At 43.6% G+C, this 18,949-nt stretch carries 21 protein-coding genes and 3 pseudogenes; 22 read left to right on the forward strand and 2 right to left on the reverse strand.

Annotated features, from left to right (window positions below; translation table 11 throughout):
- Positions 1-283 precede the first annotated feature (283 nt).
- Positions 284-1,338, reverse strand: a pseudogene (locus tag GTU79_RS18285) (IS3 family transposase).
- Between the two features lie 96 nt (positions 1,339-1,434).
- Positions 1,435-2,577 carry an IS30 family transposase gene (locus tag GTU79_RS18290; RefSeq protein WP_214513230.1) on the reverse strand — a complete coding sequence of 381 codons (1,143 nt, stop codon included), beginning with the start codon at positions 2,575-2,577 and terminating at the stop codon, positions 1,435-1,437.
- 863 nt (positions 2,578-3,440) lie between these two features.
- On the opposite strand from GTU79_RS18290, the gene rfbB reads away from it, so the two are divergent.
- From rfbB to tnpB, 22 genes and pseudogenes are all read left to right on the forward strand, one after another.
- Entirely contained in the window at positions 3,441-4,529 is a 1,089-nt protein-coding gene (gene rfbB / locus GTU79_RS18295) for a dTDP-glucose 4,6-dehydratase (RefSeq protein ID WP_203523382.1), read from the forward strand.
- A 14-nt stretch (positions 4,530-4,543) separates the two neighbouring features.
- Positions 4,544-5,410, forward strand: a complete 867-nt coding sequence (gene rfbA, locus GTU79_RS18300; protein WP_214514170.1) for a glucose-1-phosphate thymidylyltransferase RfbA — start codon at positions 4,544-4,546, stop codon at positions 5,408-5,410.
- A gap of 207 nt (positions 5,411-5,617) precedes the next feature.
- Positions 5,618-5,875, forward strand: coding sequence for a glycosyltransferase (locus tag GTU79_RS18305; protein WP_214513231.1), 258 nt, complete (start codon positions 5,618-5,620; stop codon positions 5,873-5,875).
- Between the two features lie 144 nt (positions 5,876-6,019).
- The gene (locus tag GTU79_RS18310) at positions 6,020-6,322 is read left to right on the forward strand and encodes a glycosyltransferase family protein (protein WP_214513232.1); all 303 of its coding nucleotides are present in this window, start codon (positions 6,020-6,022) and stop codon (positions 6,320-6,322) included.
- 675 nt (positions 6,323-6,997) lie between these two features.
- Positions 6,998-7,408 carry an ABC transporter permease gene (locus tag GTU79_RS30665; RefSeq protein ID WP_253073366.1) on the forward strand — a complete coding sequence of 137 codons (411 nt, stop codon included), beginning with the start codon at positions 6,998-7,000 and terminating at the stop codon, positions 7,406-7,408.
- Positions 7,398-8,363 carry an ABC transporter ATP-binding protein gene (locus GTU79_RS18320; protein WP_214513233.1) on the forward strand — a complete coding sequence of 322 codons (966 nt, stop codon included), beginning with the start codon at positions 7,398-7,400 and terminating at the stop codon, positions 8,361-8,363. Before GTU79_RS30665 ends, GTU79_RS18320 begins: the two co-directional genes overlap by 11 nt.
- Positions 8,345-8,629, forward strand: coding sequence for a Wzt carbohydrate-binding domain-containing protein (locus GTU79_RS31480; RefSeq protein WP_214513234.1), 285 nt, complete (start codon positions 8,345-8,347; stop codon positions 8,627-8,629). The genes GTU79_RS18320 and GTU79_RS31480 overlap by 19 nt, the downstream gene beginning before the upstream one ends.
- The gene (locus tag GTU79_RS18330; RefSeq protein ID WP_214514202.1) at positions 8,524-8,772 is read left to right on the forward strand and encodes a hypothetical protein; all 249 of its coding nucleotides are present in this window, start codon (positions 8,524-8,526) and stop codon (positions 8,770-8,772) included. Before GTU79_RS31480 ends, GTU79_RS18330 begins: the two co-directional genes overlap by 106 nt.
- Before the next feature lie 298 nt (positions 8,773-9,070).
- On the forward strand, positions 9,071-9,337 hold the full coding sequence (locus tag GTU79_RS18335) for a class I SAM-dependent methyltransferase (protein WP_203523385.1): 267 nt from the start codon (positions 9,071-9,073) through the stop codon (positions 9,335-9,337).
- A gap of 135 nt (positions 9,338-9,472) precedes the next feature.
- Positions 9,473-10,165 (forward strand): class I SAM-dependent methyltransferase, encoded by a 693-nt coding sequence (locus tag GTU79_RS18340; RefSeq protein WP_214513235.1) that lies wholly within the window; start codon positions 9,473-9,475, stop codon positions 10,163-10,165.
- A gap of 260 nt (positions 10,166-10,425) precedes the next feature.
- Positions 10,426-10,791 carry a hypothetical protein gene (locus GTU79_RS18345; protein WP_214513236.1) on the forward strand — a complete coding sequence of 122 codons (366 nt, stop codon included), beginning with the start codon at positions 10,426-10,428 and terminating at the stop codon, positions 10,789-10,791.
- A gap of 301 nt (positions 10,792-11,092) precedes the next feature.
- Positions 11,093-12,394 carry a glycosyltransferase family protein gene (locus GTU79_RS18350; protein WP_214513237.1) on the forward strand — a complete coding sequence of 434 codons (1,302 nt, stop codon included), beginning with the start codon at positions 11,093-11,095 and terminating at the stop codon, positions 12,392-12,394.
- 120 nt (positions 12,395-12,514) lie between these two features.
- Entirely contained in the window at positions 12,515-12,838 is a 324-nt protein-coding gene (locus GTU79_RS18355) for a glycosyltransferase (RefSeq protein WP_214513238.1), read from the forward strand.
- A complete protein-coding gene (locus GTU79_RS18360; RefSeq protein WP_214513239.1) occupies positions 12,835-13,986 on the forward strand; it encodes a glycosyltransferase in 1,152 nt (383 codons plus the stop codon). The genes GTU79_RS18355 and GTU79_RS18360 overlap by 4 nt, the downstream gene beginning before the upstream one ends.
- Positions 13,983-14,174 carry a hypothetical protein gene (locus GTU79_RS18365; protein ID WP_214513240.1) on the forward strand — a complete coding sequence of 64 codons (192 nt, stop codon included), beginning with the start codon at positions 13,983-13,985 and terminating at the stop codon, positions 14,172-14,174. Before GTU79_RS18360 ends, GTU79_RS18365 begins: the two co-directional genes overlap by 4 nt.
- Positions 14,175-14,303: 129 nt before the next feature.
- On the forward strand, positions 14,304-14,507 hold the full coding sequence (locus tag GTU79_RS31485; RefSeq protein ID WP_420854191.1) for a hypothetical protein: 204 nt from the start codon (positions 14,304-14,306) through the stop codon (positions 14,505-14,507).
- A gap of 46 nt (positions 14,508-14,553) precedes the next feature.
- Positions 14,554-15,198: an NAD-dependent epimerase/dehydratase family protein gene (locus tag GTU79_RS18370; protein WP_253073367.1), complete on the forward strand. Its 645-nt coding sequence runs from the start codon at positions 14,554-14,556 to the stop codon at positions 15,196-15,198.
- Positions 15,199-15,215: 17 nt separating this feature from the next.
- Positions 15,216-16,562, forward strand: coding sequence for a glycosyltransferase (locus tag GTU79_RS18375; protein WP_214513242.1), 1,347 nt, complete (start codon positions 15,216-15,218; stop codon positions 16,560-16,562).
- A gap of 96 nt (positions 16,563-16,658) precedes the next feature.
- Positions 16,659-17,229 (forward strand): annotated as a pseudogene (rfbC, locus tag GTU79_RS18380) (dTDP-4-dehydrorhamnose 3,5-epimerase).
- Positions 17,229-18,085 (forward strand): annotated as a pseudogene (gene rfbD, locus GTU79_RS18385) (dTDP-4-dehydrorhamnose reductase). Before rfbC ends, rfbD begins: the two co-directional pseudogenes overlap by 1 nt.
- A 164-nt stretch (positions 18,086-18,249) precedes the next feature.
- Positions 18,250-18,555: an IS66 family insertion sequence element accessory protein TnpA gene (tnpA, locus tag GTU79_RS31490; RefSeq protein WP_420854113.1), complete on the forward strand. Its 306-nt coding sequence runs from the start codon at positions 18,250-18,252 to the stop codon at positions 18,553-18,555.
- Positions 18,549-18,884, forward strand: a complete 336-nt coding sequence (gene tnpB, locus GTU79_RS18390; RefSeq protein WP_203523398.1) for an IS66 family insertion sequence element accessory protein TnpB — start codon at positions 18,549-18,551, stop codon at positions 18,882-18,884. The genes tnpA and tnpB overlap by 7 nt, the downstream gene beginning before the upstream one ends.
- Positions 18,885-18,949: the final 65 nt, after the last annotated feature.

Consider the following 18,949-nt stretch of genomic DNA (forward strand, 5'->3'; position numbering starts at 1 on the left):
TTCCCATTTTTTAAAACCCATTTTTTATTAACGAAGAACCCGGCTACCCTATTAACCACCAGACATTTGCTAGGTTATATCCCATATAGAGTACCCAATTGACAGTCTAGAGCAACGAAAAAATTAACTTTATTGTTAGTAGACAATGGCAAAATTATTAAAAGAATTATCTCAAAATATTAATGCCGGTAAGCGTATTAGCATTCGCTTATCTATTAATATTATAGCCGAAACAGTGGGTTAATGGTAATCTCCCCGTTTTCAACGGAAATTTTAAGTAGAATTATGCCACCAATGCGAGCTTCCGCATGGGCGTTATGCCACCTAGCCCCTATGGGGACGTTCATGGTTATAGGTCCAAAGCCACCGCGTTGCGAAATCCTGTACTTCGGCAATATAACTAAACACATTTTGATTTAGCCAGTCATAACGCATCGTGTGGTTAAATCGCTCTATATAGGCATTTTGCTGGGGCTTGCCCGGCTGGATATAGAGCAAGGTTATTAGATGTTTTATCGTCCGTTTTTGCAGTTGGATACTCAGGTATTCTGGACCGTTGTCGCATCGTATACAGGCTAGTTTACCGCACTATTCGATGAGCTGTTCAAGTGAACGAACAACGCGTTCTGACGTCAGGGAAAAATCAACATCCAGGACCAGTCCTTCTCGATTAAAATCGTCTATCACATTGAAAGTGCGAAAGCTTCTGACACCACTTAATTGATCATGCATAAAATCCATTGACCAAGTAAGGTTGGCCTTGTCAGGCATAACTAACGGGGCTGGATGAGGCTGAATAATCCTTTGTTTTGGCTTGATACGCAAATTCAATTTGAGTTCGCAATAAATCCGATAAATGCGTTTATGATTCCAATGAAAGCCTTTGACGTTACGCAGAAATAAAAAACATAGGCCAAATCCCCAACTACGGTGCCGCGCCGTTAAATCGGTTAGCCAATTGGCTATTTACATATTTTCATCACGCAATTTAGCGCAATAACGGTAGCCACTTTCGCTGAGGCCAAAAATGGAACAGGCCAGGCGGATTGAGATACCTTTCACGCTGACTGCGTGCCGCGCCCTCTCGCGTCGCCGGGATGGCGTTACCACTTTTTTTTGCATGGCCTCCTGGATGATCTCGGATTTTAAACGCTCTTCGGCATACATCTTTTTGAGCCGTCGATTTTCATCTTCCAGTACTTTCAGGCGGGCCATCATCGAGGCATCCATACCGCCAAAGCGTGCGCGCCACTTATAAAAACCGGCATTGCTCATGCCATGTTCGCGGCAAAGCTCTGAAACCGGTGTGCCTGCCTCGGCTTGCTTCAAAATGGCCATGATCTGGCTGTCGCTAGAACGTGATTTTTTTCATCCGAATCTCCTCGATTCATGTTACGAGAAAATTCTACTTATGAGTACTGTGGATTCAGACGGTCACTGCAACATAGCGTCCAGCGCTTCGGCCGGGGTTTTGAATCCCAACGTTTTCCTTGGACGTCCGTTCAGTTTGGCAGCGACATCGTTCAGCTCATGCTGCGAGTAGCCTGCCAAGCTTGTTCCCTTTGGAAAGTATTGCCGTAGCAGGCCATTCGTGTTTTCGTTGGTACCGCGCTGCCATGGACAACCTGGGTCACAGAAATATACGGACATGTGCGTATCCATACTAAAGCGCTTGTGTGCAGATAGCTCTTGACCACGGTCCCATGTCAGGCTCTTGTGCAATTGCGAGGGAAGTTGACGCATTTGTTCGGTGAGTGATTGGACTACACTTTCAGCCCGTTTATTTTTTACCTTGCAAAGGACTGTAAATCGCGTACTCCTGTCGACGACAGTGGCAATTGCGCTGTTATTTGCGCCAGCAATGAGATCGCCTTCCCAGTGCCCTGGAAGAGCCCGATCTTCGATTTCTGCGGGTCGGGCGCGAATCGAAATGGCATCGGGAATGCCTCCTGCAACGGCCGCATGATGAGACCTGGCATGGCGAAACATCCGTTTGGTTCGTAGATGCTTTTTCAATTCTTCGCTTAGTACGCCACGGGCTTGAATAAACAGCGACCGGTAAATTGTTTCGTGCGAAACACACATGATTTTTCCATCAGGAGATTGCCGTTTGAGCCATCCCGCTATTTGCTCCGGTGACCAGTCGGCCTCTAGCCGCTCGATCACTACGCTCCTGAGCCCGGGCTGAATGGTCAACAAAAAGGGCTTTGGCCGACGACTGCGTTTCAGGAAGGTTTTCTCTGCCTCGCAAGCCCGATATTTGTCCGGCTCACCATTGCGGTTTACTTCTCTCAAAACCGTCGACGCCGAACGACCCAATTGGCGGCCCAGGGCCCGATAGCTCATCCCGCATGCAAGCCCACGTGAAATCGACTCGCGCTCAAGCATCGACAGGGTCCCGGGACGGCGAGTCCTTCGCCGAGGTACCATGCCACCATGGTATAGAAGATATGAGTAAACCGTCGCGGGTGGTTTGGCAATATCTCGGGCAATGACGCTCATCGAAGTCCCCTTTCGCCATAGTTGCCAGATCCGGGACTTTCTTTCCGCAGTCATGGCACCGTGAATACTTACCATTTCACACCTCCATCAATCGAATATCAATAGGGTGTTGCAGTGACCGTCTGAATCCACAACCCCAGTTTTGTGGGGGATTACCTAATGACAAGCCAGTATGGTGAAAATATTTTGTTAAGGAAAATTAAAGTTTTAATAACGCTTTAATAAATAATTCTATTCTTAATGATTTCATTGATTTTTTTGATATAGCCCAACCTATCACGTCCGATAGAAACGAGGATAAATCAATCTCTTCGAGTCAAAGTGTTATCGGCCAAGACATAAAGCCCATACGAAGCCGGAAGATCGCATCCAGGAAGCATATCTGAATGTCTTTGGAGTACTTCATTTTAGAAAATGCCTAATAGGCCAGGATAACTGTTCCGCAGTAACGCCGACTCAAAATTTAAACGCAAATCGTTAACCCAATAGCACAAAATTTAACCGGCCTCAACCACTGTGGTTTGCACTTTGGCTGCATGCCAAAATGAGACGAACCACCAAGGCGTCCTGTTGCTGGCCGGGGGATTTATATGAAATCGTTTTTTGTTCGGATTTCGATCTGAGTGCTCAAAAGCAGCCCCCGCCGCAACACCCACATTACGACCCTAATTTAGGCCTTCTCCTAGTGTTTTTTTCTTGTCTCCCAATCCATTTAAGAAGACTATAACCGATAAGCATTTACCGCCGAACTCGGTTTGATGGGTGCTCGTCAGTTAATTGATGGCTCAATCGTTGATTGTTAACTAGTTTACTGGTAGCTGTAGAGCCAGGGGCGGTAGCGTATCTGTGAATCAGGACGTTACAGTGTTCCTGAAGTATCGCTGAAAAAATGATTGAAGTTCAAGCTGAGCAACGTTAAGACGGATGGAAAAATTAACGTGAAAATTCTGGTCACAGGTGGCGCAGGTTTTATTGGATCTGCCGTCATTCGCCATATCATCAACAATACGCAAGACACAGTGGTTAATGTCGATAAATTAACCTACGCCGGTAACCTTGAGTCACTGTCTGAGATCGAAAACAGTGACCGCTACGCGTTTGAACATGCAGATATCTGCGACGCACGGGCTATGGCGCATATTTTCACCAAGCATCAACCTCACGCAGTCATGCATCTGGCCGCTGAAAGTCATGTGGACCGTTCAATCACCGGCCCCTCTGCCTTTATCGAAACCAATATCATGGGGACATATGTTCTGCTGGAAGCGGCGCGGGAATACTGGTCAAAACTGAATGAAACGCGTAAAAGCGCTTTCCGCTTTCATCATGTTTCCACCGATGAGGTATACGGAGACTTACCGCACCCCGGCGAAGTACCTCCCGGCGCGGAACTACCGCTGTTCACCGAACTGACTCCCTATGCACCCAGCAGTCCCTATTCTTCTTCGAAAGCGTCCAGCGACCTTTTGGTGCGCGCATGGCGTCGCACCTATGGTTTGCCTTGCGTTGTGACTAACTGTTCCAACAATTATGGTCCTTATCACTTCCCGGAAAAACTGATCCCATTGATGATTTTGAATGCCCTCGCCGGTAAACCGTTACCGGTTTACGGCAATGGGGAGCAGATCCGGGATTGGTTATATGTAGAAGATCATGCCCGTGCCCTTTATAAAGTAGTGACGGAGGGTAAGAACGGCGAGACCTATAATATAGGTGGCCACAATGAGCGAAAGAATATCGATGTTGTGAAAACCATTTGCACCATTCTGGATGACGTAATCGTAAACAAACCTGAGGGTATCGAAAGCTTCTCACAGTTAATCACTTACGTGGTCGACCGCCCTGGACACGATCTACGTTATGCTATCGATGCGACAAAAATCAAAAATGATCTGGGCTGGGTTCCACAGGAAACGTTCGAATCAGGTATAGCGAAGACAGTGCATTGGTATTTGAATAATAAAGAATGGTGGCAGCGTGTTATGGATGGCTCATATGCAGGCGAGCGTCTGGGTTTGAGCAAATAAATTAAGGAAAAATGATGAAAGGCATTGTATTAGCGGGTGGTTCCGGTACGCGTCTTTACCCACTCACTCAGGGCGTCTCAAAACAGCTGTTGCCTGTTTATGACAAGCCGATGATTTTCTATCCGATTTCCGTGCTGATGCTGGCAGGTATCCGTGACATTCTGGTTATCACCACCCCACAGGATATGCCAGGTTTCAAGCGTCTGCTTGGCGACGGCTCGCAGTTCGGCATCCGTCTTTCATATGAAGTGCAGCCGTCACCTGATGGCCTTGCCCAGGCATTTATTATTGGTGAAAAATTCATCAATGGTGAACCTTGTGCTCTCGTTCTGGGCGATAATATCTATTTCGGGCAAAGCTTTGGCGATAAACTCAAGACGGCATCGCTACTTACCCACGGCGCCATGGTATTCGGCTATCAGGTCCAAGATCCGGAACGTTTCGGCGTAGTGGAGTTTGATAAAAATAACACAGCTATTTCCATTGAAGAAAAACCCCTTAAACCAAAATCCAGCTGGGCGGTTACCGGCCTCTATTTCTACGATAACCGCGTAGTGGAAATGGCAAAGCAGGTAAAACCCTCTCCACGCGGTGAACTCGAAATTACTACGTTGAACCAGATGTACCTTGACCGAGGTGAATTGCAGGTTGAACTACTTGGTCGCGGCTTTGCATGGTTAGATACAGGAACCCATGAAAGTCTGATAGAAGCGTCACAATTTATCCATACCATTGAAAAACGCCAGGGTATGAAGGTGGCTTGCCTTGAAGAAATTGCCTTCCGCAGAGGCTGGATGAGCAAAGAGCAGGTCGGAGAGCAGGCGAAAAAATTGTCAAAGACAGATTACGGTCGTTATTTACGCATTATGATCAACGAATAAATTTACATCCATTTCAAGTTATTCAATAATTATGCCGAACATGCTTATATAAGCTGATTCAAGAGCCCGGCCTTTGTTCTTTAACGCCGGGTATTAAGCATAACACGTGTAACCAAACCCGAACCTTATTGTTATAGCTTTATGGCGATAGCCATTATTGTTTAAATAGGTCTACATTATACAGTATTGTTTAAGAGATAACTTTTAATGTCTTTTGCAAATGATGAGCCAGTTGCAATCCTGATGGGAACATATCAAGGTGAGCGTTATATTGACGAGCAGCTTAATTCATTCAAATCACAAAGTTACGGGAATTGGACACTATATGTATCTGATGATGGTTCAATTGATGAAACACTTTGTAAGATACAAGAGTTCTCCACAACATCGAAATCCTCGGTAAAATTTTTGATGGCCCCACAAAGGTTTTGTCTGCAACTTTCTTTCTTTACTGATGCGACCTGATATTGACGCTCAGTACTACTGCTTCTCCGACCAAGATGATGTGTGGTATAACAACAAAATTGAACGTGCAATTCAATGGATGCATACTCAGCCTTCAGAGAAACCCGCTTTATATTGTACCAGGACACACCTCATTGATAGTGCATGCCAAAGTTTAGGTTTTTCTCCGCTTTTAAACGTAGTCCTGGCTTTAGTAATGCTCTTGTACAAAGTATTGGTGGAGGCAATACAATATTTATCAATAGGGCTGCTAGAGAAATAGCAGTAAGAGCTGGACTTGTAGATGTTGTTAGTCACGACTGGTGGCTTTATATCTTAATTTCAGGCGTGGGGGTACTATTTTTACGATCCACAACCAACTTTATATTATCGGCAGCACCAAGAAAATCTCATTGGAACAAATTATGGATTTCAAGCAAGACTAAGCAGATTGACGCAAATATTTGAGGGTCGTTACCGGGAATGGAACGCCTCTCATCTTATTGCTTTGAAAAGAATTTCGATTTTTAACGCCTGAGAACCAAAAAATTAGAATGGTTTGAAAAATCCATAATTCATCAATAATCGCAAGAGTTTATTATTTTTCAAGCTTAAATTATATAGGCAAAGCAGAATCGATACTTTTGCAATATTTCTGTCAGTTCTCTTTAAAAAGTTTGAATATACTTTTCTATTACAATGAGTAGATAATTGTCAAAAGATTTTAACAAGGTGTTTTTAATGCAACGTTTTCCAATTAGTCCAATTAGCATGCTTGCAAGTATATGGCGCAATAGGTATTTAATAAAACGACAACCGTACGCGAAATTCAAGGGCGATATCGGGGTTCGTTAATGGGGATTGTCTGGTCTCTTTTAAATCCCTTTTATGCTGACGGTGTATACATTTGTATTCAGTGAAATATTCAAAGCAAGATGGCATGGCGGCAGCGCCTCAAAAGGCGAATTTGCGCTAGTTCTTTTGCGGGCTTGATTGTATTTAACCTTTTGCAGAATGCCTAAATAAAGCGCCAGAAATTATCATCGGCAATGCAAATTATGTTAAGAAGGTTGTTTATCCGCTGGAGATTTTACCCGTCGTCTTATTAGGATCCGCATTTTTAATGCAGTAATAAGTTTATGCGTGTGGCTTGCGGCTTATTTTATTTTCTTTGGAATACCTCATCTAACCGTATTTTATTTTCCATTAATACTTGTTCCATTAATGATCATTAGCCTTGGAATTAGTTGGTTCCTTGCCTCTTTGGGAGTCTTCCTTCGTGATATCAGTCAATTCATCGGATTATTCACGACGGCGTTGATGTTCTTAAGCCCTGTTTTTTATTCTGCAGAAATTCTACCCGAAAACTTTAGAAATTTGATGTATTTTAACCCATTGACAGCAGTTATCGAGCAAACGCGAAATACACTTTATTGGGGTAAACATCCCGATTTTGAAGTCTTAGGATTTTACTGGTTAGCCGCTTTTATTATAGCGTGGTTAGGCTTCATCTGGTTCCAAAAGACGCGCAAGGGGTTCGCAGATGTGCTCTAATTATGCGATTCAGGTGCAAGGCCTGAGCAAGTGTTATCAAATTTACGATCGTCCGTCTGATCGCTTAAAACAGTCGATATATACTGGCATTAGAAAACTTGTTGGTAAAAAGGGAAAGGCATTATTTCGTGAATTTTGGGCTTTAAAAGACATTAACTTCAATGTTGAAAAAGGCGAATCAATAGGCATCATCGGTCAAAATGGTTCAGGCAAATCAACGCTGCTGCAATTGATTTGTGGAACATTAAGCCCCACTACCGGAACGGTGGAAACGAACGGTAGAATCGCGGCTTTACTTGAGCTAGGTTCTGGCTTTAATCCGGAATTTACCGGCCGTGAAAATGTTTATATGAATGGTGCGGTCTTGGGATTATCCGAGGCGGAAATCAATGAAAAATTTGATGAAATCCTTATCTTTGCAGATATTGGCGACTTTATCGATCAGCCCACGAAAACATATTCAAGCGGGATGCTGGTGAGATTAGCATTTGCGGTTCAGGTCTGTATTGAACCGGATATACTTATCGTTGACGAGGCACTGGCCGTTGGTGATGCCCTGTTTCAAAAGCGTTGTTTCGAAAGAATGGACAGGCTTCGTACCAATGGTACGACGTTATTGTTTGTTTCACATGATCAAGAATCCGTGCGCACAATGACTAATAAAGCCATCTTTCTTGAGCATGGTGTCACTAAATTTATAGGGTCTTCCGCTGATGCTTTACTTGAATATCGTAAATCATTACATGAGGTAGAATCGAAAAGATTAAATGAGGCCGCTCAGCACCTGAAGAATAAAGCGCAGCAAGCACGTAATATTCTCCAAGCCGAAGCTGCAACAGTACTTTCATTAGAAAGGTCGGTTGAGAACTCAGTTGAAAAACTGAATTTTCAGAACGCCTCAAATCATTTTCATTCGGCGATCTTGACGCTGAAGTCTTGGATGTATTTATTTTAGATGCTCATGGTGAACCTTGTTCTCATTTCGATCCCCGTGATAAAATTACGGTTGTTGTTCGCTGCCACTCCCATGCCGACTTAACGAGGCTGAATGTTGGGTTGAGAATTCGAAATAAAGAAGGTGTAAAGTTTACTCTTGGGGCACACTCAATCAAGACATGGCTATTCTTAATCAAATCAAAAATGATGGTGAGATTTTCTGGAAACGCCACTTTGAAACAGATGAGATATTCCAAGTTAAATTTGATTTTATTTGCGGCTTAGGCCCTAACCTTTATGAAATCCAAGTGTCGATTTCCGAGGAAGGTAAACCTTACTATGCGGAGCAACGCATGATCCATTGGATTGATGAAGCAGCCTTTTTACCGTCACGAGTGATCCCCAAACCTATCACTTCGGCGGCATAGTTGATTTGCGGATGGTCAGCCAGTTACAGGAAATTAATCCATGAATGTTAAGTTCAAAGAAATTTTTACCTTAATGGGATAATCAAAATTTTCTGTATAAGTAATAGCGATAAATTAGAAAAAATGGTTTGGGTATTATGCCGTTAAACGTTGAGCTTAAGAGCCAGTAAGTCCAAAAATGATGCGTTTATGGACCGAATTCTGCGGAAAACGGAAATAAAATTTCAATCAGCAAAATTTCACTCGGCTACCAGTCTCTCGACTTACTTTAACAAGTTCCGTATAAAATGAAATTAATATGAAAAACATTGAAAATGCTTACGAAACGGCAGAAGAAATATTGAATTGTTGCGGCGGCACAAAGTTTCTCGATATTGGCTGCGGTAATGGCCAATTAGTCCAGGAACTGTTAATCCGCGGGATGGATGCTCAAGGTATTGATATCTCGGCCTCTAGGCTGGATGAATGCAATAAAACGATGCCAGGCCGTTTTCATCTATCCTCGGCAACAACTTTACCTTTGCCGATAAATCATTCGATACCACTATTGCCACTTATAGCTTAGAACTTCTGGCGGCAAATGATTTGCTACCGGCAATTCAAGAGATTCTTCGTGTTACGCTACGGTCAGTTTACCTGAAAATTGCCACTACCCGTTACGAAGATGACGTCAGCGTCGCAGGAGAGGCTCTGGATAGAAATGGTTGGGAAAAATCTTTTTGCCGCCGGATTTCGCAAACACCCTTCCTATTATCTAATAAATAATTATGAGGCATTGGCCCGGGAAGGCGAAGAAGTCACTATTCTCCTTGAATGCATATCTCCAGAAGCGTTGGTTCACTATCCGCTGGACGCATTGAAGGAAGAGCGTGATTTGCATATGGATATGACCCGCGAAGCAGGAGAGCGCTCAGATGCGCATATTGCACGTTACCAATGGGCTGCAAGCTTCGTGCGGCCTGGGGATACTGTGCTAGACGCAGCTTGTGGCCTGGGCTACGGTAGTTATTTAATCCAATGCGGTACCATGGCGGTGAAAACATTAGGCATTGACGGTAGCGATTACGCGATCGACTATAGTAAGCGTAATTTTTCCACAATGGTCAATGGACTCGATTTCACTGCCGGTATGCTTCCTGATGCATTAGGAAATATTTCTGATCATTCTGTCGATGTGGTTATTTCCTTTGAAACCCTTGAACATGTTCCGGACCCTGAAGCGGTATTGGCAGAATTTTATCGGATCCTTACGCCGGCGGGTCGGATTATTGTCAGTGTTCCTAATGATTGGAGTGATGAAAGCGAGAAGACCCAAACCCATTTCATTTGCATGTGTATACATTGGATAAATTGCGCGACCAAATCAAAACCCAGTATGATCTTGAGGCGTTAGTTGTACAATCAGCCACGCACCACAAAATGGCCCGGGCAGCAAGGAATGGATTCCTGCCAAACGAAGACTGTACAATATTGCAACGGATGTTTCTGCTCTCGAAGCACCTAATGCCGAGTGGTGGCTCGCGGTTGGGATGAAATCAGCGTTGAACGCTGCTGTAGTTCCTTATCGCGAAACTCAGTTTAAAACGTTCCCTCAGCCAGAATGGAATGTAACGGCATTTGCAAGAGACTATAAAACCCTGGCTAATACGTGCAATGGTCGATATTGGTTATCGCCAGAAAAATCAAGCAGGACTCATTTCGTTTTGTGAAAAGGTTTATATTCAAAATCAGGATAATAGCGCTGACACCGGTGCCGCTCTTTGCGTATTGGGCTATCAGCTACTGAACATAAGGAACAGCGCGCCTTTTGAAGATATTGAACGTTTAGCTCAACGAGTCAGTGCATATGTTGGCGCCAACCCGACTACCCCTCATGCCGTCCGCTGGGTTGTCTCATTGCATTTCATCGTGGGCAAATTATGGCTAAAAGCAGGTGCGCATGACAGAGCCAAAAGTGCATTTGATCAGTGTGTTTTGATTGATCCCATCATTTTAGCCCTCTACTGGCAAATCGTATAGTTGAAGCATATTTACTATTGGGGTTCTAGCATTAAATGCTGATAACAAACCGCAGGCTAAGCGATATTGGAATGACGGTGTTCTTACAGCATATAAAGCGCTCTCTGCTGATTGGGCATTAAGCCTTGGCGATCTCAATGACCCAGTTGAATTTGGATTGCCTGAATTATCCTCAATACTCGATTACGCTAGCAATTGTGCGTATGCATTGGTAAATATTGATAGTTTTTCAGATAAGCCATGGTGGTGGTTGCAATTACGCAGGAGTCCACATGAGCAGGCGATAACTCTCGCGAGAAAAATGCGCGATCTTCATACATTGGGAGAAGAAGTTAATCGGCTGAATCAAGTAGCAGTTAATAAAGATCTGATTATCGCAGAGCTTAACGAATCACTAAAACTCAAAGAGCAGGTTTTCTCGGAAGAACCACTTAAGCATAAATATGAAATTATTTCCAAACTTAATGAGTCTTTTAAATTTAAAGAACGTGCACTATTAAAGCAAGCCGAATTAGACAAGAATCAAGCTTTAGAGCAGCTAAATAAGGAATTCAAGAATAAAGAGCAAGCTTTATTGGAACAAGCAACTTTAAAAGAGAAAGAAACTGTGACAAGGCTACAAGCATCGCTCAAAATTAAAGAACAATCTATTCTAAAGCAAGCGGCAGTAAATAAAAAAGAAGCGATAATTCAACTCAGTGAATCCTTAGAAATTAAAGAGCAAGCTATTGCCGAGCAAGCAGTAATGATCGCCAATCTTAACGCACAACTCAATTCCAGAGTAATGCGTTTGAGAAATATTATTGTACAGCAGCCATGGAGTATAAAAAAGATTCTGCATATCACGTACCTTACACTTTTTCTTATGACGCCGATACGTTTGAGGCGTCATCTTTCACCCTTGAAAGCACGTTTGTACGGATTTCTTTCAAATCGGAAACAAGGGACTGATAGTATTTCAGACATTGCCGTATCGAATGCTTACCAAGTTAGCGTCCCAGAGGCGAAAACTAACGCACCGAAAGTTGTCCATGTTATTGCAAATTTCATGACAGGCGGGGCTTTTCCCCTGGCGGGGGATTTAATTGAGTACTTGGGGGAGGAATATAAAAAATCCATTATTACCAGTTTTATTTCAGAATACCCAGCATATGTAGGTATGGATATAGAAGAACAATCTTGTTTATATGATAAGGCACCATTTATTGAATACTTTAAACGCATTAAGCCTGATTTTATTCATGTCCATTATTGGGGAAGTGTCGATGAACCGTGGTATGCTAAAGCTATTGAGTCGGCTAGAATTCTTAATATTCCGATTATTGAAAATATCAATACCCCGGTAGCCCCGCATATATCAGCTGTAGTTAAAAAATATGTTTACGTCAGTAATTATGTACGTCATGTTTTCGGCCATGACGGCCCTGCACACGTTACGGTTTATCCGGGATCGGATTTTACCCGATTTACGCGTAACGAAAAGGAAGAGGTCCCTACAGATTGTGTCGGTATGGTATACCGACTGGAAAAGGATAAGTTGAATGAAGACGCAATCAAACCGTTTATCCTTATAGCTCAAAACGGCCAGAAACCAAAATCCTGATTGTTGGGGAGGATCACTACTTGCCTCATTCCAGCAGGCCGTAAAAGAGGCTGGCGTTGAAAAGAATTTCGAATTTACCGGCTATGTTGATTATGACACTCTCCTGATTATTACCGCCGGATGTCTTTATTTATTGCACCCGTTTGGCAAGAAAGCTTTGGTCAAGTCAGTCCTTTTGCCATGAACATGCGAGTGCCGGTCATAGGCTATGACGTTGGAGCAATTAGTGAAATTGTTAATTCAAAGGAAATGTTGGCGCCCGCGGGTGATGCTGAAAAACTGGCGGATATAGCAATAGAGCTATTGAATAACAATGATTTGCGCTCTGAAATGGGGAGAGATCACCAGCTTCGCGCTGTGGGTAATTTCTCTGTACAGGCGATGATAAGCGCTTACGATCTTTTATATGCCGAAATGGCTAAAAAACAATACAACAACATATGAAAATTGTATTCTTTGTGCATTGTTTCTTTCCTGAGCATTTCTACGGAACTGAGACTTATACCCTGGGTTTAGCAAATCACTATCGTTCTTGGGGCCACGATGTCGCGGTTGTGTCCGCTGTTTTTCAGGGAGAAGAGAAGCAGCCCTCGCTGATTAATCGTTATACTTACCAGGATATTCCTGTTATCGCGATTGATAAAAATGCTATTCCGCATTCACGAATCAAGGAAACCTATTATCAACAGGAGATGCTTGAAGTTCTCGAGGAGATTCTGCACGAGCTCAAGCCGGACGTTGTGCATGTCACCCATTTAATTAACCACACTTCAGCATTGCTGGAAGTAGTGGGAAAACTAAATATTCCGACCTATGCAACATTTACTGATTTTTTTGGTTTTTGTTTTAATAATAAGCTGGAAGCTGCAAACGGCGGCTTATGCGCCGGTCCCTCTGCAAGTCGTGCAAATTGTGTAGCATGTTATCTCAAGGAATCTGCCCTGGGTGGCCATGCTAGCGGCTGGATGAATAGGGCCGCTACCCCTGCTGTAGCGAATATTTTGGCGAAGGGCTTGGTATCGTTGCATAAAGTCGGGTTGCTCAAAAATGGACATATTAAAGGGCTTGTTGAAGATCTTGTTCGCCGTCCTGATACCCTGTCTTATTTATACAATTCTTTTTATAAGGGGGCTGTTGCGCCCACAGCCTTTCTTAAGAAAGCATATGAAGGCAATGAAATACACGTCCCAATGCGAAAAATTTGGTTTGGCATCGATATCGATCGTAGCCCAAAACCCGAACGTGAAAGCACACATATTCCAATTATCGGTTATATTGGTCAAATAGCCCCTCATAAGGGGACGGATCTTTTAATTGAAGCGTTTAAACGGCTGCCTGTAAATTCGGCTAAATTGAAGATATATGGACCGACGGATCAATCTATAAGCTATATGGATACGCTGCGAAAAATGAGCGAGGGCGTAGCCAATATAGAGTTTATGGGAACGTTCAAACAGTCGCTGACGGCAGATAAATTCCGCGATATGGATTTATTTGTTATACCTTCGAGGTGGTATGAGAACAGCCCTCTTGTATTATTAAATTCTCTTGCGACCCATACACCTGTGGTGGTTTCTGATGTAGAGGGATGACAGAGTTTTTAACAGAGGGTGTGAATGGCTATAGCTTTAAACGTGGCAATGCCAGTGATTTGGCGATAAAACTTGCCCATATTCTGAAGACGCCTGGTTTACTGCATCAGTTGTCTATTTCAACAGAGTATCTCAGAACAACGGAAGTCATGGCTAAAGAAACCTTTGAGCTTTACCAAAATAATTAATTTATATGTCTTTTACATAGCATTAATTTTTCATCCGATAAACATGTTTCGGTTGGTTCAACATCAGAGATTTTACCGGAGTAAAATGAAACTTGTGGTTTTGGCGGTGGTGGATTTATTGGTTCCGCCATATGCGATCGCTTATTAAAAGATGGCCATCAACTTCGAATATTTGAACGACCAAGAGTACCTCCCTATCGTGAGTTTAATAATGATGAGAGCGTTCATTGGGTGACCGGTGATTTTGAAGCACTCATGACCTTAATGATGCCATTAAAGGTATGGACGGTGTATTGCATCTGGTTTCAACAACGTTGCCAAAAGCTCAAATGACGATCCAATTTATGATGTGCAAACAAATCTCGTATCAAGTCTGCATATGCTGAATGCAATGGTTAGCCAGAATGTCCCCCGAATTATTTTTATTTCATCGGGCGGTACGGTATATGGGAATCCACAATATATTCCTATCGATGAACAGCATCCGACCGATCCGGTGGTCTCTTATGGTATCACTAAACTTGCAATCGAAAAATATTTGCACATGTACAGCAATTTACATGGTTTGAAAGTCATTACCCTGCGTGTGGCAAATCCATATGGCGAACGCCAACGTGTAGAAACAGCCCAAGGAGCGATTGGTGTATTTCTGCATAATGCTCTTAAAGGACTTCCTATTGAAATCTGGGGAGACGGCACCGTACAGCGTGATTATATCCATGTCAGCGATGTTGCCGAGGCCTTTGCCAAAGCCGTAACCTATGACGGTGATAAGGAGTGCTTTAACATCAGTTCAGGTATTGGTACAAGTCTCAATGACTTAATTGACATGCTGAGAGGTTTTTTGCCGGAACCTATTCAGGTAAACTATCAACCAGGACGGCCTTTTGACATTGCTGTTAGTGTGCTTAGCAATGATCTCGCACGCAAGGAGTTAGGCTGGCAACCTAAAGTCAGCATGCAGGCAGGAATGACTCGAGCTGCTAACTGGATGAGACAGTCCCTGGAAAATCAAGCCACTTAAGTCGCTGAGTAATCTAAATGCGTGTTCTACTAACCGCTCATCAGTTTTTTCCGGCTTACAAAGCGGGTACAGAAATCCTGACACTGTCTGTAGCGAAAGAATTAAGCAGGCATGGACATGAAGTGCGAGTTTTCACCGGACATCTTGGCGATGAATCACTGGAAGAAAGCGACCGTTACGATGAATATGAATATGAGGGCATTCATGTTTATCGCTTCCACCATGCTTATACTCCTATGGCTGGGCAAACCTCATTGATTGAGGTCGGTTACAAGAATGAACTAGCCTTGCGGTTTTTTCGCGAGATTGTAGAAGAGTTTAAACCCGACCTTGTGCATTATTTCCATTTGAACCGCTTGGGGATTGGGTTAATAAATTATCTCGCTGATCAGGCTGTTCCTCAATACTTTACTCCCACAGATTTTTGGATGATTTGCCCGACGGCGCAATTGATGCTTGGTGAAGGGGAGTTTTGTGAAGGTCCTGATGCTGAGGCCGGCAATTGTATCAAGCATTTCGCCGATAACTCTATCGGAGGATTTGCCGGTGGGCTGGTTAATCATATACCTACCTGGATAGTTAAGCAATTGGCTCGCATCACCAAGAATAACCCCATTATTCAATATCCCATGAGCCAGGAAGTCAGAGCATTATCTACTCGTGTCAGTCAGACTGTATTGGCAATGAACAAACTGGATGGTATTATTGCACCCAATGCATTCATGAAACAGTTATTTATTCGATATGGAGTAAATCTAGACCTTATCTCTGAGAGTCCTTTTGGCATCGATTTAAACTTTGATGACAAAACTGCTAGAGTGATAAATTACCAATCGCCCCTTAACGTAGGGTATATTGGGACGCTCGCACCGCATAAAGGTTGTCATGTAGTCATCGAAGCCTTTAATAAATTACCTGCTGGTCTGGCCATTCTATATATTTATGGCGACTCCACCGAATTTCCGGATTATTACCATAAATTGATTTCTTTGGCCGATAATAATAAAGACATTCATTTTTGTGGAACTTTCCCAAACGCTCAAATAAACAGCGTAATGTCAGCGTTGGACGTTTTAGTTGTACCCTCTATTTGGTATGAAAATACACCTTTAGTGCTTTATTCAGCTCAAGCTGCTAAATGTCCGGTAATTGCCTCTGACTTGCCCGGTATATCGATCGTGATCAAAAATGGTATAAATGGATTTTTATTTGAGCCAGGAAATATCAACGCCTTATCAGAACATCTTAAGTCAATATCTTCAAATAGAGAGTTGATTAAAACTTTAGGAGATTCATGTAAAGACCCTCTTTCAATTAAAGAATATGTCAATTACCTGCTTGATCGCTGGGGCCAATCGAAATGAACACAATTGAAGAGATTCTTTGATAGTCCAGCGGTCACAAATTGCATTATACTATCACAGTTATTGGAACAGTCATTCTAATGAATAACTTCTAGAATGGCCACTATTTGCTACATATTTCCGGGGAAAGAATTGGATGAAAGTGCTCAATACAAAATTAATGGCGTTAAGATCATTGAACCACAAGTGTTTGGTGATGCGCGCGGTTTCTTTCTGGAAACCTTTGAAAACGCCGTTACCAATCAATGTTGGGTATCGATTTGGAATTTGTTCAAGATAACCACTCACGTTCAACAAAAATGTTCTGCGTGGCCTGCATTTCCAAAAGGTCAATCCTCAAGGAAAGTTGTTAAGAGTCGTCCGTGGCGAAGTGTTTGATGTAGCTGTCGATATCCGCCGCGATTCCCCCACCTTCGGCCAGTGGGAAGGCGTGTTACTTTCTGAAGAAAATAAAAAACAGTTCTGGATTCCGCCAGGACTGGCCCATGGTTTCGTCGTAATTTCCGACATTGCTGATTTCGAATATAAATGTACTGATTATTATAACCCGCAGCACGAAGAATGCCTGCTGTGGAATGATGCTACGATAGCCATTAACTGGCCGGTAACTCAGCCCTTGTTATCCGACAAAGACAAGTTGGGCAAATCATTCAAGGACCTCTATTGATGAAAGTGCTACTGACCGGTGCTAACGGGCAGCTAGGCCGCTGTTTTCAGGACCGTATTCCAGCAGGCTGGCAGGTTATGGCCACTGACGCAGATACTCTGGATATTACCGATGCGCATCAAGTTGACCAGGCGGTGGCGAATTGCCGTCCTGAACTTATTATCAATGCTGCAGCCTATACCGCTGTAGATAAAGCAGAGTCTGATGGGGCTAGAGCTGCGCTGATCAATGCCCAAGGGCCGGAAAATCTAGCTTATGCCGCTAGTAGGGCTCATGCGCGCTTCATTCATGTATCAACGGATTACGTCTTTGACGGAACGTCGCCAATACCCTATGTGGAAACCGATGCTCCGCATCCGCTCGGCGTCTATGGTTCTACCAAGCTCGAAGGTGAAATTGCCGTAATGAGGGCCTATCCAAAATCTATTATTATCCGCACTGCCTGGGTTTTCAGCGAGTATGGCAATAACTTCGTCAAGACAATGTTACGGTTGGCAAAGGAGCGGGATACGCTAAATATTGTTGAAGATCAGCGCGGCTGCCCAACGTACGCAGGTGATTTGGCCCAAGCAATTATAGCCATTGCGGCAGTAAAAGATGCCCGCGGAATTTACCATTTTGTGGAAACCGTGAGGTCTCATGGAAAGAGTTTACCGAAGAAATTATCTCTACCGCAGCACGTTTGGATTTGCTTGACTCATTACCGGTGGTGAAGGGTATCAGCACAGATCAATATCCAACAGCAGCTCAGCGCCCCAAATATTCGACGTTGTCATGCGCAAAGATAGCGCAATATGGTATCAGTCCATCAGATTGGGCTAAGGCGTTAAATCACTGTATGACAGAAATTATCTGACTATATATGTGCAAAGGACTTACCCCTTCCCCATCATCCTGCCAATTTCTACTATCAACACAAAACACCATACCTTATAGCGTAAGGGGTCGGGCATCTCGCCTTGTTGATTGATAACCGTTATGAAATGCTCTTTTCACCCATTTCCCGACGTGAATTTGATCATGATAAAGCGGCACACCCGAGCGGAACAGCAACAGCATATTGATGCATGGAAACTCAGCGGATTAACTAAACAGGATTATTGTGAACAGCAGGGTATTACTCTCAGTAATTTTTATTATTGGATGAAAAATCATAATAATAATACCGATACTGCGCCTGCCGCATCGGCATTTATTCCGGCCCGACGTATTTCCGTTGACGTTAATCGTCCCGAGGCGGTGACGCTGAATCTGCCTAACGGCTGCTCTGTCAGCTGTTTGCCCGCTCAGTTGAGGAGCGTGATGCAGGCACTGTCACTGTGTTAACCCCCCAACATATCTGGCTGGCGCGCGAGCCGGTGGATATGCGCCGTGGTATTGATACGCTGACGCAATATATCACCGATAATTTGCACCAGCCCTGGCAGGCGGGCGCCGCCTTTGTGTTTTGCAATAAGGCCCACTCGCGCATGAAGGTCTTGCGTTGGGACAAGCACGGTGTCTGGCTTTGTCTCAGACGTCTTCACCAGGGCCATTTTATCTGGCCGAAACAGGGTGATGTCGCCTGGATGCTGTCGCCGGAACAGTTCGACTGGCTGATGAAAGGGGTGGACTGGCAGCGCGTCGACGGCCTGGATTTAACTCAATGGAGATAAAGATAAAATTGAATTAATGCATTGATTTTAAATGACAATAATACCGTGTTTTGATAAAATACGTG

It is taken from the genome of Sodalis ligni, assembly GCF_016865525.2.
Lineage (GTDB): Bacteria > Pseudomonadota > Gammaproteobacteria > Enterobacterales > Enterobacteriaceae > Acerihabitans > Acerihabitans ligni.